Genomic DNA, 20,066 nt, shown 5'->3' on the forward strand with positions numbered 1-20,066 from the left:
TGGTGAAGTTTATGCCGATAGTGCTTATGCTAACAAGAAAAACGATGAAAAACTTGGTAAACAAAATAACAAAGTTCTACACAGGGCTTACAGAAATACACCACTTACAGACAGGCAAAAACAAGAGAATAAACAGCGATCATCCATTCGCTATATTGTTGAACGCACTTTTGGCTTACTCAAACAACATCATCGATTAGCCAAGGCAAGATACCTTGGATTAGAAAGAAACAAAACTAGAGCGCAACTTATTGCTATGAGTCACAATCTTAAAACTGGGATGAATATTTTTAAACAAATGCGAAGTCTAGGGGATTGTTACGCCCAATGAGTGGGAGAGGACTAAAAATAGGGAAATAAAGCAATAAACAGCTGGGAAAATAAGGTTTTTTTTGGACTTTATGAAAAAATAAAGGTAGTTTTGAAAATATTTTTGAAAAAATCTAAAAATTAAAATTAGGGTGGAGAATTATGAGTTATGCAAAAGTTTCAAGTATAATATGTAATTTATGATTAAATTGATATTTAGAACATTACCAATTTTATTCTTTTTAATTGGTTGTTCGTCTATACCTGAATACATTGGTACAAAATCTACTAATAATGCAGTGTTACAAGGCACAGTCACTCCTAATATTTTTTCAGCACTCGCAAATAATTCTCTTACAACCGTAGTGGTGAATGGTGGATTCGCAAATAAATTCTACTTAACGCCAGGAGAGCATTTTGTTAAAGTGCATTCGAAATCGCTATCTATATTTTCCCCATTAAGCGCAAAACATGAAATGTTTATAACCTTAGAAGCCGGGAAAAAGTACAAAATTACTTCTACATCTTCAATTACTACAAGTACTGTAATTTTTTATCTATTTGATGTAACAGGCGAAAAGGAAAAATTACTAATGAAAGAAACTGTGAGGGGGTATCTATGAAGAAAATAATCATTTATGTATTATGTATTTTTACTATATCTTGTGTATCAATCCCAAACTTTGATAAAGTTCGGGGTAATAGTGGTCAAAATGTTGCGATTGCGGGAATGACTTTTATACCTTCTGGGGATATAGTATGGGATATAGTAAGACAGCACACTTATCAAGCAGTGTTATTCAATAGAAATAAAGATGAAACATTAATCACAACTGTTGAAACTTTTAACCTACCTGAAGAAATAAACAAGGAAAAATTTCTGTCTTTTGCTAAAGATATAGAAAAAAAAGCCTTGAAGACCGGTAGATTTGAACGCATTACTGAGTTTATAAACTCTTATAATCATAAAGGCGCAACATGTGTTAAACATATTGCATCAAGTAAAGATTATGGGGCAAAAAGAGATGGGCAATATACAATATTTGAAGTTTATGGTATGTATTGCATGCACCCAAACAATAATAATATTGGTCTTTTTATTCAGTTGTCAAGAAAAGCACCACTTGATCAAAAAAATCAATTATTTAAGCAACTGGGTCAAGATTTATTGGATTCTATAGTTTTTAAGCCTTATAAAATTTAAAAATAGTTTTTTAAAATCATGTCAAAATAAATACCCCTGCCTCCGCTTCTTGTTCATCGCATGAACAAAGTTTTACAAAGCGGAAATTTTAATATCAACAGCATGGTTTTCAATTCTTGAGATTGAGGATTTTTTAGTGCTTAATTTTTTGGCAATGTATTCTCTTGAGTAAGCGTCAGTTTTTAGAAAATTTTATACCTTTGCTTTTTCTTTTATCAATATATTTTTGTAAATCACTCATTGAAAATGCCTTCTCTTTCTTATGCAAGAAATTTATAAATTGCAAGCATAAAAACCATTTTTATGGGTTTTTGTTGATATGTTAGACGCAGCCAGTTGGTTGTGGCATGCCACCGTATTTAGTGATGGGTTTCATTGGACCAGTCAACCATTCTTTAAATAAGATTTTCTTGTCAATGCCAACAACTTTAGCAAAGGTTCTAATGGGCGGGACTGATGAATTCTCAGCAAAATATTCTCTGGCTACCATAATTTGATTCACCATACTTTCAGTTAACTCTATATCGTCTTCTTTTGCCATTTCAAACATTACTTCTTCACTCCAGATGCTTGGGTCAACTAAATATCCATTTCCAGTTCTTTCTAATGCCATTTTTCATTCCTTTTAAATGTTCTAAATCAAACGATATTATATAGGCATTGCCTTGGTCATTTACTTGGTTTTTATAAGTGCTTTTAAATAGGTATAATTTAACGCCTATGGATTGGATGCAATTGACACTTAATACTTCAAAGGAGCAGGCTGATTTCGTCAGTGAAGTTTTAATGGGTTTAGAGTGTGTTTCGGTTACTTTTAGTGATACATTTGACGATGAGATTTTTGAGCCACCAGTGGGTGAAACGCCCTTATGGCAGAATGTAACAGTTACTGCATTGTTTACTATTGGCACTGATGAGGGCGCTATCAAAGAGTCTTTGCAACAAATTTGCGGTATTGATAAAGTAACTTTTTCTTTATTGAAAGACAGAGTTTGGGAAAATGAGTGTAAAAAAGATTTCCATGCAATGCAATTTGGCAAGCGTGTTTGGATTTGTCCATCGTGGGAAGATAGCGCTCAATTGCCTGATGGCGCGGTAGTGATTAATATGGATCCAGGGTTAGCATTTGGCACTGGAACACACCAAACTACGGATCTGTGTTTGCAGTATTTGGATGAGAACCCGCCTATAGGGCAAAGCGTCATTGACTATGGTTCGGGCACAGGAATTTTGGCAATTGCTGCTGTTAAGTTGGGCGCTAATCAAGCTTTTTGTGTGGATAATGACCCGCAGGCGGTTCTTGCTACACGCAGTAATATTGAAAATAATCAAGAAGAGGCTAAAATTATTGCCCTACACACTAATGATGAAGGGCAGTTGGAAAAAGCGGACTTATTGATTGCTAATATTTTGGCAAAACCTTTAGTGGGCTTGTGTGAACACTTTTCTAAGTTGGTTAAACTGGGCGGGCAACTTGTTTTGTCGGGTATCTTGCACGAGCAATTGGAGACAATATTGGATGCCTATGGCGAGTATTTTTCAAAGTTAAAAGTAGTGCAAAAAGAGGATTGGTGTCGAGTAAATGGAATTAGAAAATAAAAAAATGAGTAAGCAAATAAAAGCAGTATCGTTAATCTCAGGAGGATTAGATTCACTTTTAAGCACTAAATTATTGCTTGACCAAGGCATACATGTGGAAGGTATTAACTTTTTTACAGGCTTTTGTGTGGAAGGACATACCCACGCCATTCGCAAACAAAAAAAAGACAAACCAAAACGCAATAATGCGCTATGGGTGGCAGAGCAATTAGGTATTAAATTACATATTATTGATGTGATTGAAGAGTATCGTGATGTTCTTCTAAACCCTAAACATGGTTATGGTAAGAATATGAATCCCTGTCTTGATTGTAAGGGGTTTATGGTGAAAAAAGCCAAGCAGTGGATGCTTGAGCATGATTTTGATTTTATTATTACTGGTGAGGTGATGGGACAACGCCCTATGTCTCAACGCAAAGAGACCATGCCGATTGTGCAAGCAGAGTCAGGCGCTAATGACTTGTTATTGCGACCTTTATGTGCCAAGCACCTGCCAGAAACCAAAGCAGAAATTGAAGGTTGGGTGGATAGAGAGAAATTATTAGATTTCTCAGGTAGGACGCGCAAACCACAAATGGCTTTAGCTAAGCAGTACGGCTTTGAAGATTATGCCACGCCAGCAGGAGGTTGTTGTTTTTTAACGGATAAACAATATTCGGATAAACTGGTGGATATGTGGCAATCACGCGGTAATCGCGAGTATCAACTTGATGACTTAATGATGCTTAAAGTGGGTAGGCACATTCGTCCAAATCCTCGTTTTAAAATGATTGTTGCTAGAGAAGAAGGTGAAGTTAAATTCCTAGAAGGCTATCGCAACCAATATGCAAATCTATATCCAACTAGTTGTAATGGTCCGTTGGCATTGATTGATGGTGAACCAAATCAAGAAGACTTGCAAATTGCCGCTAAAATATTAGCACGCTATTCTCAAGGTAGAGATGAGCACAGTGTGGATGTGGAAGTAAGATTAGATTCTGGTATTATGCAAACACTGAGTGTTAAGCCGTTTTCTAATGATGAAATCAAAGAAGAGTGGATGGTTTAACCGCCACCAACTGCTTTAATAATCTCACAAATATCCCCCTCATTTAGGGTGAATTTAGCATGCCTAGATTTAGGAATAATTGCTCTATTGACTTCTAATGCAATGCGTTGGTTTTGGAGTGTAAGCTTTGTAATTAAATCAGCAGCGCTTGATTTGTCGTCAATTTCTAATGGTGAGCCATTGACTTGCAAAATCATTTATCCATCTTGCCAATAGCACAAGAAACGAATGATTTTGCTTTTGCTTTTGCGGAGCTAAGGCCGTGTACAGAATCGGTTTCAGGATAGCCCAAGCCAAGTAAAACTTTAGTTACCTCATCGCGTTTGTTGTCTTCAATATTGATATTGACAACGCCTTGTTCCACCTCAACCTTAACACTATCGGTGTTAAATTCTGCGTTAAGTTTTTTGGTAATTGTGCCTGCACAACCGCCACATTTAATGTTTTCAACCGTGATATTCATAACATTTTCCTTTAAAATAATTAAGGTTATTATATCAATTTTGACATCAGATTACACATCAGTTGTGGTAAAATTTCTCAAGTTTTTATTCAGGAGTATTTTGGTGTCACAAGTTGCCTTATTAGCATTAGAAGATGGTCAGATTTTCAAAGGAAAATCAATTGGTGCTAATGGCAATACAGTTGGCGAGGTGGTGTTTAATACTTCAATGACAGGCTACCAAGAAATCCTAACTGACCCTTCTTATGCCAAGCAAATTGTAGCACTGACTTATCCGCATATTGGCAATACTGGCACTAACTTAGTTGATGAAGAGTCTGGAGAAATTTATGCCTCAGGTTTAATCATTCGTGATTTGCCACTCCTACATAGCAACTGGCGTAGCGAAATGCCACTGGATGAATATCTATCTGCTAACAATATTGTTGCCATTAGTGATATTGATACTCGTGCGCTAACACGGCATCTGCGTGAGAAAGGCGCGCTTAAAGGTTGTATTATTGCAGGTGAGGATATCGATGAAGCCACAGCAGTTTCTAAGGCGCAAGCATTCGCAGGTCTTAAAAATATGGATTTGGCAAAGGTAGTCTCAACCACTAAGCAGTATAGATTTAATGAGGGTTCTTACTCTCTTGAAAAGGGTGAATTTAACCCACTTGATGCAAAATTTAAAGTGGTTGTATATGATTACGGTGTAAAGAAAAATATTTTAAGAATGTTGGTTGACCGTGGCTGTGATTTAACGGTGGTTAATGCTCAAACGCCAGTTAAGGATGTTTTGGCAATGGATCCTGATGGTGTGTTTTTATCTAATGGTCCAGGTGACCCTGAGCCGTGCGATTACGCAATTAAAAACATTCAGACCTTATTGGAAAAAAATATGCCAATGTTTGGCATTTGTTTAGGTCATCAATTGTTGTCGCTAGCAAATGGTGCAACTACTGAGAAAATGGGGATTGGCCATCATGGCGCTAACCACCCTGTACAAGATTTAAGCTCTAAACAGGTGATGATTACCTCACAAAATCACGGTTTTTCTGTATCGTACAATGATATGCCAAGCCATCTTGAGGTAACACACAAATCGTTATTTGACAATACCATTCAAGGTATCAGAGTGACCGGCAAGAAAGCATTTGGCTTTCAAGGACACCCCGAAGCATCGCCAGGACCACATGATATGAGCCATTTATTTGATACATTTATACAGGAGATTAGTCAATGAAAAATTTATTAATAAGTTCTTTGTGTTTAATATTTAGCATGATAGTCATAGCTGAAGAAGAGTTTGACCCATTTGAAGAAACCAACAGAGTAATCTTTGAATTCAACCAAGATTTAGATGAGACATTGTTTGAACCAGTTGCTAAATCCTATCAAGAGAATGTAGCTAAACCAGTGCAAAATCGAGTGAGTGATTTTTCTTCTAATATCGGTGATATTGGCACATTGGGTAATGAGATTGCGCAGTTTGAACTAATTAATAGTGCTAGTACATTGGGTAGGGTTTTGATTAACTCCACTGTGGGATTGTTTGGTTTATTTGATGTGGCAAGTGACTGGGGCCTAGAAAAAACAGAGGAAGATTTTGGACAAACGCTGGCAGTCTGGGGTACACCGGAGGGCTCTTATGTGGTGTTACCGGTATTAGGTCCTTCAACATTGCGTGATGCAACAGGCAAGGTGGTAGATGTTGCTCAAAGGGTGGAACGAACTGAAAAATTAAAGACTGCACAAGAGGCTGGTGTAATTGCGCTGCAGGCTGTTGATACGCGTGTTAAATTATTACCAGTAATTGATTTGATTAGACAATCAGATGACCCATATGTTGCCGTTCGTTCTTCTTATTTGCAAAAGCGTAAGCATGATATATATAACGGTAATCTTCCTGAAGATGATGAATTTTAAATAATAGATAATGCCTAAAAGACAAGATATAAAAAGTATTTTAATTATTGGTGCAGGTCCTATTGTTATTGGGCAGGCGTGTGAATTTGATTATTCAGGTGCGCAAGCTTGTACGGCATTACGAGAAGAAGGCTATCGTGTTATTTTGGTCAATTCTAATCCTGCTACTATTATGACCGACCCGCAAATGGCAGATGCGACTTATATTGAGCCGATTGAGTGGCGTACGGTAGAAAAAATCATTGAAATTGAAAAACCCGATGCTTTGTTACCTACTATGGGCGGACAAACTGCACTAAATTGTGCACTAGATTTAGAGCGTCATGGTGTATTAGAAAAGCACGGCGTTGAGATGATTGGTGCTAAGAAAGAAGCCATTGATAAAGCAGAAGATCGTGATTTGTTCCGTGAAGCAATGCTTAAAATTGGTCTTGATATGCCTAAAGCAGCAGTTGCACATAATATGGAAGAAGCATTTGCTGTCCAAGAAACCGTGGGCTTTCCAACCGTTATTCGTCCCTCCTTTACGATGGGTGGTTCAGGTGGCGGTATTGCCTATAACAAACAAGAATTTGTTGAGATTTGTGAGCGTGGTTTGGATTTATCACCAACGAATGAGTTGTTGGTTGAAGAGTCGATTTTGGGCTGGAAAGAATTCGAAATGGAGGTGGTGCGTGACACCAAAGACAACTGTATTATCATTTGTTCAATTGAGAATTTTGACCCAATGGGTATTCATACAGGTGATTCAATTACGGTTGCACCTGCACAAACTTTAACAGATAAAGAATACCAAGTGATGCGTAATGCCTCACTGGCAGTACTTAGAGAAATTGGCGTGGATACAGGTGGCTCGAATGTGCAATTTGCACTTAATCCCGAAGACGGTCGCCTGACTATTATTGAGATGAATCCACGCGTGTCTCGTTCGTCCGCCTTAGCCTCAAAAGCAACAGGTTTTCCTATTGCTAAAGTGGCTGCAAAGCTTGCAGTGGGCTATACTTTAGATGAGCTTGACAATGATATTACTGGCGGTAAAACCCCCGCTTCATTTGAACCAAGCATTGATTATGTGGTCACCAAAATTCCAAGATTTGCCTTTGAAAAATTCCCTAAAGCCGATGACCGCTTGACCACACAAATGAAGTCGGTGGGTGAGGTAATGGCAATAGGATCAACTTTCCAAGAGTCTTTGCAAAAGGCTTTACGCGGTTTAGAGACCGACAAAGTTGGCTTAGACCCAATGGTTGATTTGGGTGCTGATGACGCTAAAAATAAAATTAGGTCAGAATGTATCACTGCACGCGGCGAGCGTATTTTCTATTTAGCCGATGCATTTAGATTAGGCATGAGCTTGGACGAAGTATTTGACTTATCTAAAGTTGACCCATGGTTTTTGGCACAAATCCAAGACATCGTCTCCAGTGAAATGCAAGTTAATGGTAGCAATATTATTGATATTGATGCTAGAGAATTATTTTTGTTAAAACGCAAAGGTTTCTCTGATGCACGCTTAGCGCAGTTGTGCAATTGCAGTGAGTCATCTGTGCGTGAGCGTCGCAAAGCACTCAATGTAAAGCCTGTTTTTAAGCGCGTTGATAGTTGTGGCGCTGAGTTCGATACGCAAACGGCATATTTATATTCTACTTACCAACAACAATGTGAGGCCAACCCGACCGATAAGAAAAAGATTATGATATTGGGTGGTGGACCGAACCGTATTGGACAGGGTATTGAATTCGACTACTGTTGTGTACACGCATCTTTAGCATTGCGTGGCGATGGTTATGAAACTATTATGGTGAATTGCAACCCTGAAACGGTTTCTACCGATTATGATATTTCTGACCGCTTATATTTTGAGCCATTAACGCTTGAAGATGTGTTGGCAGTGATTGATATTGAAAACCCAGATGGTATCATCGTGCATTATGGTGGACAAACGCCACTTAAATTAGCTGGCGCCTTAGAAAAGAGCGGTGCAAAAATTATCGGTACCAGCCCTGATGCTATTGATTTGGCAGAAGACCGTGAGCGTTTTTCGAAGATGCTACAAGAATTAGAGCTAAAACAACCCCTAAATGGTACGGCGCGTTCATTAGAACAAGCACAAGACATTGCTGATGGTATTGGTTTCCCGTTGGTGGTTCGTCCATCCTATGTATTGGGTGGTCGTGCAATGGAAATTGTTTATGACAAAGACAATCTTGAGCATTATATGCACACCGCAGTAAAAGTTTCGAACGACTCACCAGTGTTGTTAGATTCATTCCTTGATCATGCGATTGAAGTAGATATTGATGTTATTTCTGATGGCGAGGATGTGGTGATTGGTGGCATTATGCAACACATTGAGCAAGCAGGTATTCACTCAGGTGATTCGGCTTGTTCATTGCCACCTTATTCTTTGCCAAATGATGTGCTGGATGAGATGCGTGAGCAAGTAATTGCCATGGCAAAAAAACTCAATGTAATTGGTTTGATGAACACACAGCTTGCTTATCAAGACGATGAAATTTATATTATTGAAGTTAATCCTCGTGCATCACGCACCGTGCCATTTGTCTCTAAGGCGATCGGCGCACCACTGGCTAATATTGCAGCACGCGTAATGGCAGGTAAAACATTAAAAGAATTAAACTTTACAACAGAAATTATTCCACAACATTTTAGCGTGAAAGAAGCCGTATTTCCATTCAATAAGTTTTTGGGTGTTGACCCAATTTTAGGCCCTGAAATGCGTTCAACAGGCGAAGTAATGGGTGTGGGTGATGATTTTGCTTCTGCTTTTGATAAGGCGCAACTTGCCGCAGGTTCTCGTGCACCCACACAAGGCAAGGTATTTATTAGTTTGCGTAAATTAGACCGTGATGACTTGGTTGAGCTGGGCAAGCGCTTGATAGCGCAAAGTTTTAATTTGGTTGCAACGCGTAGCAATAAAGAAGCCTTAACTGATGCAGGCTTAGAATGCGAAACGATTAATAAAGTATCTGAAGGTTCGCCACATATTGTTGATATGATTAAGAATGATGAGATTGATTTGATTATTAATTCTACAGAAGACACGCAAGGTGTGGAAGATGCTGCAGAAATTCGTCAACAAGCTTTGGTGCATAAAGTTGTTTGTACCACGACAGTAGCCGCTGCTTTTGCTATACTTGATGGCTTAAGAACGCATAATGAAATTTCTGTTAGAACAATACAATCATTAAACAATTAGAGGTATTTTTATGCAAACTATCCCAATGACTGTTGCCGGTAGCAAAGCTTTAGAGGCAGAATTGCTAAATCTGAAAGATATTGAGCGTCCACGCATTGTTGAAGAAATTGCCACAGCCCGTGCACATGGTGATCTTAAAGAAAATGCTGAATATCACGCCGCCAAAGAAGAGCAGGGTTTTATTGAAGGGCGTATTAAAGAGATTCAGTCAAAACTCTCATGTATGCAAGTCATTGATGTGAGTAAACTCAATCAAGATGGAAGATGTGTATTTGGCACCACGGTTACTTTAATGAATCTTACAGATGAGTGTGAAATAATCTATCAGATTGTTGGTGAAGATGAAGCTGACATAAGCCAAAACAAAATCTCTTGTCACAGTCCAATTGCCAGTAGCATAATGGGCAATGAAGAGGGCGATGAGGTAACAGTGAAAGCCCCTAAAGGGGATATTGTTTATGAAATACTGGAAGTTCAATATATTTAATCTATTGAAAAAATATACTTATAACCCCATATATCTTGGCTAGGATTGCCAAAATGATCAACTAACCGCGAGGATGGTGCTTGCTATGTTGTGATTTAAGCTGAGTATTTTGAATATGGGTGTATATTTGTGTCGTGGAAATATCACTGTGTCCCAACATTAATTGCACACTACGCAAGTCTGCACCGCTTTGTATCAGATGTGTGGCAAAAGCATGACGCAAAGTGTGGGGCGATAGTGGTTTGTCGATACCTGCTCTAATGGCATATGCCTTAATAATATAAAAGAAATTTTGTCGACTCATCCCCGCACCACGATTGCTTAAAAAATAAGCATCAGTTTGTCCATTTTTAAGTAAAAAAGGTCTGGATTTATTTTCATAAATACCTAAATAATCTATTGCCACTTCGCCCATCGGCAACATACGCTCTTTATTGCCTTTGCCGTGAAGTCGAATGTATTCTTCATTCAGATTGATATTGTGGTAACTTAGATTAATCAGTTCAGAAACACGCAATCCACAAGAATACAGTAACTCTAACATAGCTCGGTCACGCAGTCCAAAAATGGTTTTTTTATCAGGCGTGTCTAACAGTTGTTCAACTTCTTGAATGTTTAAAAAAATAGGTAATTTTTGTATTTGTTTCGGGTGGTGTAATTTTTCACATGGATTGTTACTCATTATTTTTTGAGTAACAAGATATTGATAAAACACTCGCAAGCAAGTTAAGATACGCGCTTGTGTTGCAGGGTTGAGATTGCGATGCTTAAAGTAGGCGTTAATATCTTTATCGCTAATTTTTGTTAACGAACCGTCCAACCATTTTGAGAATAATTTAAGGTCAGAACGATATGCCGATAGCGTATTTTGACTAACGCCTGATGAGAGCCAGTAATGGTCAAGAAATTTATCAACAAGTATCGGATTGTTTTTCATGCTTGAATTTTAGATAAAAATACCAAGTAAAAGTAATATTTTCAAAGTGAGGAAGGCAAGGCTTTCCTCACTTTGAAAATATTACAAACAAAAAAATACCGACTGATTGTCGGTATTTTGTAAGAATGGTGATTTTTTATTTCTTAATTGCCAACTTTTCTTTAATTCTTGCAGCTTTACCCGTAAGACCACGAAGATAATAAAGTTTCGCTTGGCGAACTTTACCACGACGCTTGACTTCAACTGAGTCAATCATTTTAGAATGTGTTTGGAAAATACGCTCAACACCTTCACCGTGAGAAATTTTTCTTACTGTGAATGCTGAACCAATACCACGATTTTTCTTCGCAATAACAACACCCTCAAATGCCTGTAATCTTTCGCGTTCACCTTCGCGTACTTTAACTTGAACAACAACAGTATCACCTGATGAAAATTCAGGAATATCTGCCCTTAGTTGTTCTTTTTCAATTTGGTCGATTAAATTCATCGGATTTCCCCCTTCTTTCTCTGTCGTAAAAAGCAACAATTATACAGTGATTATGTTTACTAGACAAGGCGAATTTATGGCATAATTACACACTTTGTATTTAAGCGTTTAAGAGCGATGGGAAAAGTAACTGGCTTTAAGGAATTTGACAGAAAAACAGAGGATTATCGTCCTGTTGAATTGCGACTTAAAGATTATGGTGAAATCTTCACAGGTGCGCATAATACGCTACACTTGCAAGAACAAGGTGCAAGATGTATGGATTGCGGTGTGCCGTTTTGTCAATCAGATAACGGCTGTCCTGTTGATAACTTAATTCCTGAATGGAATGACTTGGTTTATCATGATAAATGGCAGGCCGCATTAACGCGCTTACACAAGACCAATAATTTTCCAGAGTTTACAGGCAGAGTTTGCCCTGCACCTTGCGAAGGATCCTGTGTATTAGGGTTGAACAACCCAGCTGTTACTATTAAGAATATTGAACAGGCGATTGTTGACAAAGGTTTTGAAGAGGGCTGGATTCAGCCAACGAAGGTTGAATACCGCACAGGTAAGAAAGTAGCAGTGATTGGTTCTGGTCCTGCAGGTTTGGCAGCAGCAGAAGAACTTAATAAATTGGGTTATAATGTTACCGTGTTTGAGCGTGCTGAGCGCGTTGGTGGTTTACTTATGTATGGTATTCCTAATATGAAACTTGGCAAAGATGTAATTGATCGTCGTGTGAATTTACTTAAACAATCGGGTATTGAATTTATTACTAATGTGGATGTAGGTAAAGATGTCAGTGTTACACAATTACAAAATGATTTTGATGCCTTGGTTTTTACTACAGGTGCAACGCAGGCTCGTGACTTACCAGTAGATAATCGTGATGCAGATGGTGTGCACTTGGCGATGGAGTATTTAACCAAGAGCACACAAAGCCTATTAAATACTGGCAGCGCTGATAATTCTGATTTGTCAGCCAAAGACAAAGATGTGATTGTGATTGGTGGTGGCGATACTGGCACTGATTGCATTGGTACAGCATTACGCCAGGGCGCCAAATCAATTGTAAATTTTGAACTTATGGGTCAGCCACCTGAAACTCGTGCAGACAATAACCCTTGGCCACTATGGCCATTGATTTATCGTGTGGACTATGGACATGCTGAAGCCCAAAAAGTATTTGGTGAAGACCCAAGGCAATATCATCTAATGACTAAATCATTCGTCAAAGATGAGAGTGGCAAAGTTATAGGTCTTAATACAGTGAATGTTAATTTCAAAGATGGACAGTTAATTGAACAGATAGGCAGTGAAAAAAGGTGGGATACACAACTAGTGTTGCTATCAATGGGTTTTGTTTCTCCTGAACACTATTTGAGTAATGATGCTAATATCGCACTTGATGAGCGTGGTAATTACCAGGCCAACTATGGTGAGTATGCTACTTCTCAAACAGGTATCTTTACCGCAGGTGATTGCCGTCGTGGTCAATCATTAGTCGTGTGGGCAATCAATGAAGGACGCGGTGTTGCCACTAAAGTTAATGAATATTTAGCATGAAATACTTGTTAATATCGCTCCTAATAATTGCAATTAGCATGATCGTTGTTGGTATGACTAATGCCATTATTGCCCCTATACTAACTGGCGTTGGCTTTATTATTATTGCACTGATTTTGAAAAAATAAGTGCAACTTCTTGTTACTTTATACCCCCTAAGGGATAGTCACCAATACCACTAATAAATCACCAATAAATAGCGGATTTTCTTACATCTTGCGTATAATTTATTCCGTTCACATTTCCTTTTCTTGAGGACAAGGAAATTTATTAAAACTATTGGAGAAATAAAATGGCAAAAGAGTTATATAACACACCCAACCTTGATGAGTTGGAAAATGGTCCTTGGCCTTCGTTTGTAACAGGTCTTAAGCGTTTAGCACAAGATGATCATGATGGTGCAAGCATGGTTCGTGATGTACTGGCAACATTAGAAACATCGTATGTAACTAAAAAAGGTTACTGGAAAGGTGGTACTGTTGGTGTTATCGGGTACGGTGGTGGTGTAATCCCACGTTTTAACGAGCTTAAAGACGAGAATGGTGAATTTAAATTTAAAGATGCAGGTGAATTTCACACTTTAAGAATTCAACCACCAGCAGGTATGCACTACACATCTAAGTTATTAAGAGATATGTGTGATACTTTTGTTGATAATGGCGGTTCTGGTTTGATTGCTTTTCACGGTCAGTCAGGCGATATTATGTTCCAAGGCGCAACTGAAAAAACCACACAAACTATTTTTAACGGGCTTAACGACATTGGCTTTGATATGGGTGGTGCGGGTCCTGCGGTTCGTACGGGTATGTCATGTGTGGGCGCAGCGCGTTGTGAAATGTCAAACACTAATGAGCAGGCAGCACTTAGAACATTAGTCAATGCATTCCTTGATGATATGCACCGTCCAGCATTACCATATAAAATGAAATTTAAAGTTTCAGGTTGTGCTAATGACTGTATGAACTCTATTGAGCGTTCAGACTTTGCAACTATTGGTACTTGGAGAGATGATATTAAAATTAACCAAGACGCATGGAAAGCCATGGTTGCTGATAAAGGTATGGATTATGTTGTTGACAACATTACTTCTCGTTGTCCGACACAATGTATGAAAGTTGAAGCCGACACTTCATTGACAATTGATAATAAAAATTGTGTTAAGTGTATGCATTGTTTAAATGTAACTTCACCGTTAACGCATCACTATATTAAAGACGCATCAGAAGGTGCAATCTTAGCAACAGGTGATGACAAAGGTGTAACAATTTGTATGGGTGGTAAGCGCACACTGAAAATCGGTGATTTATTCGGTACAGTTGTTGTTCCATTTATGAAACTTGAAACTGAAGAAGACTACGAAGCAATTGAAGAATTAGCAGGTGAAGTTATTGACTTCTTTGCTGAGAATGCGCTAGAACACGAGCGTACTGGTGAAATGATTGAGCGTATTGGTATTGTTAACTTTATGGAAGGTATTGGCTTAGATGTTAATCCAAATATGGTTGATTCACCACGCTATATGTCTTATGTTCGTATGGACAAGTGGGACGAAGAAGCGGTTAAGTGGTTTGAGAATAAAGCCGAAGCAAACGCATAATTTTTAATTACACAAACTATTAAGGAGAAACTATTATGGCTGAACCAGTAAGAATGCCTATCGAATCAGGCTGTCCTGATCCTATTCAATACATGCACCCAACCATGCGTCGTAACTACGGTCAGTGGGCTTTTCATGACCGTCCTCGTCCAGGTGTATTACACCATACTTCAAAGCACAATGAAGAAGTTTGGACTGTTCGTTGTGGTACACAAAGACAAATGGATGTTTACACGATCAAAAAATTAGCAGATATTGCTGATGAGTTTGGCGATGGTTTTATTCGTTTTACCATTCGTTCAAATGTTGAATTTATGGTGGACACTGAAGCAAAGGTCAATCCTTTGATTGAAGCGCTAGAATCTGCTGGTTTCCCAGTAGGTGGCACAGGTCCGACGGTATCAATGATTTCACACACACAGGGTTGGTTACACTGCGATATTCCAGGTACTGATGCATCTGGTGTTGTGAAAGCATTGATGGATGATTTGCATAGTGAATTTATTAAAGAAGAAATGCCTAACCGTGTACACATGACTACTTCATGTTGTCAGATTAACTGTGGTGGTCATGGTGACATTGCGATTAATATCCAGCATACTAAGCCACCTAAGATTAATCACGATTTAGTGGCTAATGTTTGTGAACGCCCAACGGTTGTTGCGCGTTGTCCAGTTGCTGCGATTCGTCCAGCGATGGTTAACGGCAAACCAACATTGGAAGTTGATGAGAAGAAGTGCATCTGTTGTGGTGCATGTTTCCCACCATGTCCGCCAATGCAAATTAATGACCCTGAGCATTCTAAGATTGCTATCTGGATCGGTGGTAAGCACTCAAATGCTCGCTCTAAACCTTCATTCCAAAAGTTAGTAGCAGCAGGACTGCCAAACAACCCGCCAAGATGGCCGGAAGTTGGTGCAGTGGTTAAGAAAATTTTAGCAGTCTATAAAGGCGATGCTCGTGACTGGGAAAGAGTTGGCGAATGGGTTGATCGTATCGGCTGGCCGGCATTTTTTGAAAAGACTGGACTACCGTTTACTAAATTCCATGTTTCTGACTGGAAAGGTACGCGTCACCAGCTAAATTCATCTGCTTATATCCGTTTCTAGGGAGCGTTTAAATGAAGATTTCTATTCAAATTAACGAAGGCCCTTATCAGCACCAAGCGTCTGATACCGCATATCAATTTGCCAAAGCAGCGATTGCAAAAGGACACGAGATTTTCCGTGTGTTTTTCTATCACGATGGCGTAGATAACGCATCACGCTTCACCATCCCACCACAAGACGATCGCAATGTGGTTAATAATTGGGCTAGCCTAGACATTAAGAATGCTGACGGCGAACCTGAGTTGGTGGTTTGTGTGGCTGCTGCGCTTCGTCGTGGCATGTTAGATGAAGGTGAAGCGGGTAAGAATGGTATTGATGGTAATAATATCCATCCAGCTTTTCGTATTTCAGGCTTAGGTCAGTTAATTGAAGCGGGTATTCAGTCTGATCGTTTGGTGGTATTTGGAGACTAGTATGAGCACAAAGAAATTTATGTATTTAAACCGTAGGGCACCTTATGGTAGTGTGTATGCATTAGAGTCGTTAGAAGTGGTATTGATTGCCGCTGCTTTTGACCAAGATGTCTCTTTATCATTTATTGATGATGGTGTGTATCAACTTGTTGAAGGTCAAAACCCTGAAGGTATTGGCATGAAAAACTTTTCTAAGACTTTTCATGCGCTTGGCGATTATGACATTAACCAGTTTTATGTATCGGCAGAATCTTTGGAGGAAAGGGGTTTAAGTTTAGACGACCTTATGCCTTTAGTCTGGGAAGATGAAGATGATGATTGGGTAGAAAAACCAAGTATTAAAGTGGTTTCTAATGTTGAACTTACTAAAATACTGTCTGAACAAGACGTATGTCTAAGTTTTTAAGGAGTTTTAATATGTTACATACAGTAAACAAATCATCTTTTGAGCGCAACTCACTAAAGTCTTGTTTGAATGCAATTGATGACACAAGTGTTATTTTGTTGATTGAAGACGGTGTGATTTCTGCTGCAAATAACGAAAATTCATCTATGCTTGCTGGTCTTGCTACTGAGGGTAGAGTTTTTGCATTGCAAGAAGATGTTGATGCAAGAGGAATTTCATCAAAAGTTGCAGATAATATCAAATTAGTTGATTACGCAGGTTTTGTTGATTTAGTTGAGGAGCACGGGACTACGGTTTCGTGGGTTTAAATTCGTTTAAAAGAAGCAAATAAGTAGTATTGCTGAGGCTCTGGATTTGTTTTTTGTATTCATACAAAGTCGAAGTTTTGCTTAGTTTGATTCTTTAAGGTGAATTATTTTTTAAAAAGAGTTGAATTTTCAACTGATTACAAAGGAGTAAAAAATGGCTGATATTTTAGGCGCAGAAGTAGATGAAGAAGGTTTCTTGGTAGACCTTAAAGACTGGACAAAAGAAATTGCTGTAGAAATGGCAAAAGGTGACGATATTGATTTATCTGAAGAGCATTGGGATGTTATTAATTTCTTGCGTGATTATTTTGAAGAGTACCAGATTGCACCAGCGGTTCGTGTATTAACAAAAGCAATTGGTAAACAATTTGGTAAAGAAAAAGGCAACTCTAAGTATCTTTATTCTTTATTCCCATACGGTCCTGGTAAGCAAGGTTGTCGTTTTGCAGGGTTACCAAAGCCTACTGGCTGTATCTAAATATTCATTCTAAGAAATCTAAATTGCTTCGTTATTGACTTTTGCCGTATTAGTTATACTGTTTCTCAGTCAAAGCTTCGCATTTTAGACTTCTTGGAAGAATATTAAAAGAAGCGTCTGTTTTTAGATAGACGCCTCCCTAATTATTTGAATTTTTTGAGAACAATATGTCTGTAGTAAGTATTTTTTTTACGGCTTTATTTTATATATCCTTGGTGATATTTCTTGTTGGAATGATAAGGAAAATTTATCAGTATTGGATTACGCCTGCCCCTCTTAAAATTCCAACTGCACCAACGCCGTTGACACAAACAGGTGTGGTTATGCGTTTAGCACGCGAAGTCGTGTTATTTGAAAGTTTATTTAAATCTAATAAATGGACTTGGTTGTTTGGCTGGTTGTTCCATGTAGGTTTGTTATTGGTTTTAATCCGTCATGCTCGTTATTTCTGGCCAGGTGATTTGCCTGAGATATTTTTATTGGTTCAGCCATTTAAATATGCAGCATTTGCAATGGTAATCGGGCTAATTGGTTTGATGGGTCGTCGTATTGCTGTTGAGCGTATTCGTTATATCTCAGCACCGTCTGATTATTTAATGTTGCTTTTATTGTTAGTGATTGGTGTGAGTGGCGTGGTGATGACATTTACCAGTAATCATACGGATGTTATTATGGTAAAGGGCTTTGCTTCTGGGTTGTTGAGTTTTGATTGGGCTAATTTGCCAACAGAAGTGCATTTTTTGGTGCATATTTTCTTGGCATTTTCATTGTTAGCAATTTTTCCAATTTCAAAATTATTACATGTGCCAGGTATTTTCTTTAGCCCAACACGCAATCAAGTTGATAATGCACGCAAAAAACGACACATTTCACCATGGGCACTAAAGCAAGAACAAGAGCAGGAAGTTAGGTTAAATGAAACATTAGGTAAGGACGAATAACATGGCAAAAGATTTCGAAGTACCAAAATTACCCACTTATTTAGAAATTCCTGAGATTAACGAAGGTGTTATGGCTGGTGATGGCCCGTTTAAATCCGTTGAAGAATTTCAAAAACCTTTAGGCTTCCCAGGTGAGAAAGTTGAGAATTGGCAAGAGGTGGCAATTAACAAAATGGGCGATCTTAAGTCTAAATATCGCTCTGTTCAAGTTTTCTTAGATGCTTGCGTAAAGTGTGGTGCTTGTACTGATAAGTGTCATTATTTCTTGGGTTCTTCTGATCCTAAAAATATGCCAGTAGCGCGCCAAGATTTATTCAGAAGTGTATATCGTCGTCACTTTACTTTTGCGGGTAAATATTTCCCTAAATTAGTGGGTGCTAAAGAGCTAGATGATGCTATGTTGGATGATTGGTATAACTACTTTCATCAGTGTTCACAATGTCGCCGTTGCAGTGTATTTTGCCCATATGGTATTGATACTGCTGAGATTTCAATGGCGGCTCGTGAAGTATTAGATGCAGTTGGTGTTGGTCAAAAATATTGCAACCAAATTTTAGGTAAGGCAATCACAGTAGGTAACAACCTAGGTTTGCCTGAGCCAGCCTTGCGAGATACTTTACTTGACCTTGAAGAAGAGATTGAAGAAGAAACAGGCATTGCAGTTAAATACCCGTTAGACCAAAAAGGTGCAGAGATTTTACTCATCACGCCATCAGCAGATTTCTTTGCTGAACCGCATATTGATGGCTTGATCGGTTATGGCAAAGTTTTTCATCAAGATGGTGTTAGTTGGACCATGAGTTCTTATGCATCTGAAGGTGCGAACTTTGGTATGTTTATTGGTTCTTACGATATTATGCGTAAGGCGGCTTTGAGAATTCGTAAAGCGGCGCTTGATTTAGAAGTTTCTCGTGTTATGGTGGGTGAGTGTGGGCACGCTTGGCGTGTGGCATATAGTTTTTGGAATACCTTAACAGGTGTAGGTGCTGGTGCAAGTGCAAGTGATGAATTTGGTGCAAAATTACAAAAGCAATTGGATTCTCGCTACCCACAACCACAACACATTATTGAATACACACACGACTTAATTCAACGCGGTAGGTTAGAATTTGATAAATCCGCTAATGACGATAGAACAGTTACTTTCCACGACTCTTGTAATGTTGCTCGGGCGACTAATATGGGCGGTATTCCAAATGGTCAATTTATCCTTCCTCGTGAAGTGATTAAAGCTGTTTGTAATAACTATGTGGATATGGAACGAAGCACGATTATGGAATCAACATTTTGTTGTGGCGGCGGTGGTGGCTTATTAACAGATGATTTAATGGAGATTCGTATTAAAGGCGCTATGCCGAGAATGCAAGCATTGAAGGAAGTAGAAAAAACTGACGCTGTTAATACACTGGTTGCCATTTGTGCAATCTGTAAATCACAGTTTAGCAAAGTGTTACCAAAATTTGATTTTGATCCCTATATGATTGTCAGTGCTCATCAGTTAGTGAGTGAGGCAATTATTATGGATAAACCACAAACAGATGATTCTCCATCCGAAGAGGTAGAAGAAGCATCAGTAGAAACAGAAACTGCAGAATAAA

24 protein-coding genes are annotated in these 20,066 nt (G+C 38.6%); 19 read left to right on the forward strand and 5 right to left on the reverse strand.

All coding sequences use genetic code 11. The features are described 5' to 3' along the window. The 3 genes from BHECKSOX2_RS01190 to BHECKSOX2_RS01200 all read left to right on the forward strand — a co-directional run. On the forward strand, positions 1–331 hold a 331-nt coding region (locus tag BHECKSOX2_RS01190), incomplete at its 5' end, for a transposase (RefSeq protein WP_139682126.1). A 178-nt stretch (positions 332–509) separates the two neighbouring features. Then, a complete protein-coding gene (locus tag BHECKSOX2_RS01195) occupies positions 510–932 on the forward strand; it encodes a hypothetical protein (protein ID WP_139682127.1) in 423 nt (140 codons plus the stop codon). Then, positions 929–1,513 (forward strand): hypothetical protein, encoded by a 585-nt coding sequence (locus tag BHECKSOX2_RS01200; RefSeq protein ID WP_090714816.1) that lies wholly within the window; start codon positions 929–931, stop codon positions 1,511–1,513. The genes BHECKSOX2_RS01195 and BHECKSOX2_RS01200 overlap by 4 nt, the downstream gene beginning before the upstream one ends. A gap of 322 nt (positions 1,514–1,835) precedes the next feature. Here BHECKSOX2_RS01200 and BHECKSOX2_RS01205 read toward each other — a convergent pair whose 3' ends face one another. Continuing rightward, complete coding sequence (locus tag BHECKSOX2_RS01205) at positions 1,836–2,126, reverse strand: TusE/DsrC/DsvC family sulfur relay protein (RefSeq protein ID WP_090714819.1); 291 nt, start codon at positions 2,124–2,126, stop codon at positions 1,836–1,838. Between the two features lie 107 nt (positions 2,127–2,233). Here BHECKSOX2_RS01205 and prmA point away from each other — a divergent pair, with 107 nt between their 5' ends. Both prmA and BHECKSOX2_RS01215 read left to right on the forward strand, forming a co-directional pair. Then, positions 2,234–3,112 (forward strand): 50S ribosomal protein L11 methyltransferase, encoded by an 879-nt coding sequence (gene prmA, locus BHECKSOX2_RS01210; protein WP_139682128.1) that lies wholly within the window; start codon positions 2,234–2,236, stop codon positions 3,110–3,112. A 4-nt stretch (positions 3,113–3,116) separates the two neighbouring features. Beyond that, positions 3,117–4,160 (forward strand): tRNA (5-methylaminomethyl-2-thiouridylate)-methyltransferase, encoded by a 1,044-nt coding sequence (locus BHECKSOX2_RS01215; protein WP_139682235.1) that lies wholly within the window; start codon positions 3,117–3,119, stop codon positions 4,158–4,160. Here BHECKSOX2_RS01215 and thiS read toward each other — a convergent pair. Both thiS and BHECKSOX2_RS01225 read right to left on the reverse strand, forming a co-directional pair. Next, the gene (thiS, locus tag BHECKSOX2_RS01220) at positions 4,157–4,357 is read right to left on the reverse strand and encodes a sulfur carrier protein ThiS (protein WP_090714826.1); all 201 of its coding nucleotides are present in this window, start codon (positions 4,355–4,357) and stop codon (positions 4,157–4,159) included. The genes BHECKSOX2_RS01215 and thiS overlap by 4 nt on opposite strands. Beyond that, the gene (locus BHECKSOX2_RS01225) at positions 4,354–4,623 is read right to left on the reverse strand and encodes a heavy-metal-associated domain-containing protein (protein WP_090714829.1); all 270 of its coding nucleotides are present in this window, start codon (positions 4,621–4,623) and stop codon (positions 4,354–4,356) included. The genes thiS and BHECKSOX2_RS01225 overlap by 4 nt, the downstream gene beginning before the upstream one ends. Positions 4,624–4,726: 103 nt before the next feature. Between BHECKSOX2_RS01225 and carA the strand changes: the two genes are divergently transcribed. The 4 genes from carA to greA are packed head-to-tail and all read left to right on the forward strand — an operon-like array spanning position 4,727 to position 10,238. After that, entirely contained in the window at positions 4,727–5,848 is a 1,122-nt protein-coding gene (carA, locus tag BHECKSOX2_RS01230; RefSeq protein WP_139682129.1) for a glutamine-hydrolyzing carbamoyl-phosphate synthase small subunit, read from the forward strand. Further along, entirely contained in the window at positions 5,845–6,531 is a 687-nt protein-coding gene (locus BHECKSOX2_RS01235; protein WP_139682130.1) for an MlaA family lipoprotein, read from the forward strand. Before carA ends, BHECKSOX2_RS01235 begins: the two co-directional genes overlap by 4 nt. Positions 6,532–6,541: 10 nt before the next feature. Beyond that, positions 6,542–9,751 carry a carbamoyl-phosphate synthase large subunit gene (gene carB, locus BHECKSOX2_RS01240; protein WP_139682131.1) on the forward strand — a complete coding sequence of 1,070 codons (3,210 nt, stop codon included), beginning with the start codon at positions 6,542–6,544 and terminating at the stop codon, positions 9,749–9,751. Positions 9,752–9,761: 10 nt separating this feature from the next. After that, a complete protein-coding gene (gene greA / locus BHECKSOX2_RS01245; protein ID WP_139682132.1) occupies positions 9,762–10,238 on the forward strand; it encodes a transcription elongation factor GreA in 477 nt (158 codons plus the stop codon). Positions 10,239–10,299: 61 nt separating this feature from the next. On the opposite strand, the gene xerD is transcribed toward greA, so the two are convergent. Together xerD and rplS are read right to left on the reverse strand one after the other, a co-directional pair. Further along, a complete protein-coding gene (gene xerD / locus BHECKSOX2_RS01250; protein ID WP_139682133.1) occupies positions 10,300–11,175 on the reverse strand; it encodes a site-specific tyrosine recombinase XerD in 876 nt (291 codons plus the stop codon). Between the two features lie 136 nt (positions 11,176–11,311). Next, positions 11,312–11,665: a 50S ribosomal protein L19 gene (rplS, locus tag BHECKSOX2_RS01255; protein WP_139682134.1), complete on the reverse strand. Its 354-nt coding sequence runs from the start codon at positions 11,663–11,665 to the stop codon at positions 11,312–11,314. A 117-nt stretch (positions 11,666–11,782) separates the two neighbouring features. Between rplS and BHECKSOX2_RS01260 the strand changes: the two genes are divergently transcribed. From BHECKSOX2_RS01260 to dsrK, 10 genes are all read left to right on the forward strand, one after another. Continuing rightward, a complete protein-coding gene (locus tag BHECKSOX2_RS01260) occupies positions 11,783–13,216 on the forward strand; it encodes a glutamate synthase subunit beta (protein ID WP_139682135.1) in 1,434 nt (477 codons plus the stop codon). Continuing rightward, a complete protein-coding gene (locus BHECKSOX2_RS10405) occupies positions 13,213–13,344 on the forward strand; it encodes a hypothetical protein (protein ID WP_280953222.1) in 132 nt (43 codons plus the stop codon). The genes BHECKSOX2_RS01260 and BHECKSOX2_RS10405 overlap by 4 nt, the downstream gene beginning before the upstream one ends. 164 nt (positions 13,345–13,508) lie before the next feature. Further along, complete coding sequence (dsrA, locus tag BHECKSOX2_RS01265) at positions 13,509–14,813, forward strand: dissimilatory-type sulfite reductase subunit alpha (RefSeq protein ID WP_090714847.1); 1,305 nt, start codon at positions 13,509–13,511, stop codon at positions 14,811–14,813. Positions 14,814–14,848: 35 nt separating this feature from the next. Continuing rightward, positions 14,849–15,922 carry a dissimilatory-type sulfite reductase subunit beta gene (dsrB, locus tag BHECKSOX2_RS01270; RefSeq protein WP_090714849.1) on the forward strand — a complete coding sequence of 358 codons (1,074 nt, stop codon included), beginning with the start codon at positions 14,849–14,851 and terminating at the stop codon, positions 15,920–15,922. Between the two features lie 11 nt (positions 15,923–15,933). Continuing rightward, on the forward strand, positions 15,934–16,335 hold the full coding sequence (gene tusD, locus BHECKSOX2_RS01275; RefSeq protein ID WP_139682136.1) for a sulfurtransferase complex subunit TusD: 402 nt from the start codon (positions 15,934–15,936) through the stop codon (positions 16,333–16,335). A 1-nt stretch (position 16,336) separates the two neighbouring features. After that, on the forward strand, positions 16,337–16,741 hold the full coding sequence (gene tusC, locus BHECKSOX2_RS01280) for a sulfurtransferase complex subunit TusC (RefSeq protein ID WP_139682137.1): 405 nt from the start codon (positions 16,337–16,339) through the stop codon (positions 16,739–16,741). A gap of 11 nt (positions 16,742–16,752) precedes the next feature. Continuing rightward, a complete protein-coding gene (gene tusB / locus BHECKSOX2_RS01285; protein WP_139682138.1) occupies positions 16,753–17,049 on the forward strand; it encodes a sulfurtransferase complex subunit TusB in 297 nt (98 codons plus the stop codon). Positions 17,050–17,203: 154 nt separating this feature from the next. Then, positions 17,204–17,527 (forward strand): TusE/DsrC/DsvC family sulfur relay protein, encoded by a 324-nt coding sequence (locus tag BHECKSOX2_RS01290; RefSeq protein ID WP_090714860.1) that lies wholly within the window; start codon positions 17,204–17,206, stop codon positions 17,525–17,527. Positions 17,528–17,694: 167 nt separating this feature from the next. Then, complete coding sequence (locus tag BHECKSOX2_RS01295) at positions 17,695–18,468, forward strand: respiratory nitrate reductase subunit gamma (RefSeq protein ID WP_139682139.1); 774 nt, start codon at positions 17,695–17,697, stop codon at positions 18,466–18,468. A 1-nt stretch (position 18,469) separates the two neighbouring features. After that, the gene (dsrK, locus tag BHECKSOX2_RS01300; protein WP_139682140.1) at positions 18,470–20,065 is read left to right on the forward strand and encodes a sulfate reduction electron transfer complex DsrMKJOP subunit DsrK; all 1,596 of its coding nucleotides are present in this window, start codon (positions 18,470–18,472) and stop codon (positions 20,063–20,065) included. The last annotated feature ends 1 nt before the right edge of the window (position 20,066 follow it).

The organism is thiotrophic endosymbiont of Bathymodiolus puteoserpentis (Logatchev) (genome assembly GCF_900127505.1).
Classification (GTDB): domain Bacteria; phylum Pseudomonadota; class Gammaproteobacteria; order PS1; family Pseudothioglobaceae; genus Thiodubiliella.

What these genes read in the sequence shown, in the direction of transcription:
- BHECKSOX2_RS01195 (WP_139682127.1), top strand. Translation starts at nt 510, where the DNA reads ATGATTAAATTGATATTTAGAACATTACCAATTTTATTCTTTTTAATT.
- BHECKSOX2_RS01200 (WP_090714816.1), top strand. Translation starts at nt 929, where the DNA reads ATGAAGAAAATAATCATTTATGTATTATGTATTTTTACTATATCTTGT.
- BHECKSOX2_RS01205 (WP_090714819.1), bottom strand. Translation starts at nt 2,126, where the DNA reads ATGGCATTAGAAAGAACTGGAAATGGATATTTAGTTGACCCAAGCATC.
- prmA (WP_139682128.1), top strand. Translation starts at nt 2,234, where the DNA reads ATGGATTGGATGCAATTGACACTTAATACTTCAAAGGAGCAGGCTGAT.
- BHECKSOX2_RS01215 (WP_139682235.1), top strand. Translation starts at nt 3,117, where the DNA reads ATGAGTAAGCAAATAAAAGCAGTATCGTTAATCTCAGGAGGATTAGAT.
- thiS (WP_090714826.1), bottom strand. Translation starts at nt 4,357, where the DNA reads ATGATTTTGCAAGTCAATGGCTCACCATTAGAAATTGACGACAAATCA.
- BHECKSOX2_RS01225 (WP_090714829.1), bottom strand. Translation starts at nt 4,623, where the DNA reads ATGAATATCACGGTTGAAAACATTAAATGTGGCGGTTGTGCAGGCACA.
- BHECKSOX2_RS01235 (WP_139682130.1), top strand. Translation starts at nt 5,845, where the DNA reads ATGAAAAATTTATTAATAAGTTCTTTGTGTTTAATATTTAGCATGATA.
- carB (WP_139682131.1), top strand. Translation starts at nt 6,542, where the DNA reads ATGCCTAAAAGACAAGATATAAAAAGTATTTTAATTATTGGTGCAGGT.
- greA (WP_139682132.1), top strand. Translation starts at nt 9,762, where the DNA reads ATGCAAACTATCCCAATGACTGTTGCCGGTAGCAAAGCTTTAGAGGCA.
- xerD (WP_139682133.1), bottom strand. Translation starts at nt 11,175, where the DNA reads ATGAAAAACAATCCGATACTTGTTGATAAATTTCTTGACCATTACTGG.
- rplS (WP_139682134.1), bottom strand. Translation starts at nt 11,665, where the DNA reads ATGAATTTAATCGACCAAATTGAAAAAGAACAACTAAGGGCAGATATT.
- BHECKSOX2_RS01260 (WP_139682135.1), top strand. Translation starts at nt 11,783, where the DNA reads ATGGGAAAAGTAACTGGCTTTAAGGAATTTGACAGAAAAACAGAGGAT.
- BHECKSOX2_RS10405 (WP_280953222.1), top strand. Translation starts at nt 13,213, where the DNA reads ATGAAATACTTGTTAATATCGCTCCTAATAATTGCAATTAGCATGATC.
- dsrA (WP_090714847.1), top strand. Translation starts at nt 13,509, where the DNA reads ATGGCAAAAGAGTTATATAACACACCCAACCTTGATGAGTTGGAAAAT.
- dsrB (WP_090714849.1), top strand. Translation starts at nt 14,849, where the DNA reads ATGGCTGAACCAGTAAGAATGCCTATCGAATCAGGCTGTCCTGATCCT.
- tusD (WP_139682136.1), top strand. Translation starts at nt 15,934, where the DNA reads ATGAAGATTTCTATTCAAATTAACGAAGGCCCTTATCAGCACCAAGCG.
- tusC (WP_139682137.1), top strand. Translation starts at nt 16,337, where the DNA reads ATGAGCACAAAGAAATTTATGTATTTAAACCGTAGGGCACCTTATGGT.
- tusB (WP_139682138.1), top strand. Translation starts at nt 16,753, where the DNA reads ATGTTACATACAGTAAACAAATCATCTTTTGAGCGCAACTCACTAAAG.
- BHECKSOX2_RS01290 (WP_090714860.1), top strand. Translation starts at nt 17,204, where the DNA reads ATGGCTGATATTTTAGGCGCAGAAGTAGATGAAGAAGGTTTCTTGGTA.
- BHECKSOX2_RS01295 (WP_139682139.1), top strand. Translation starts at nt 17,695, where the DNA reads ATGTCTGTAGTAAGTATTTTTTTTACGGCTTTATTTTATATATCCTTG.
- dsrK (WP_139682140.1), top strand. Translation starts at nt 18,470, where the DNA reads ATGGCAAAAGATTTCGAAGTACCAAAATTACCCACTTATTTAGAAATT.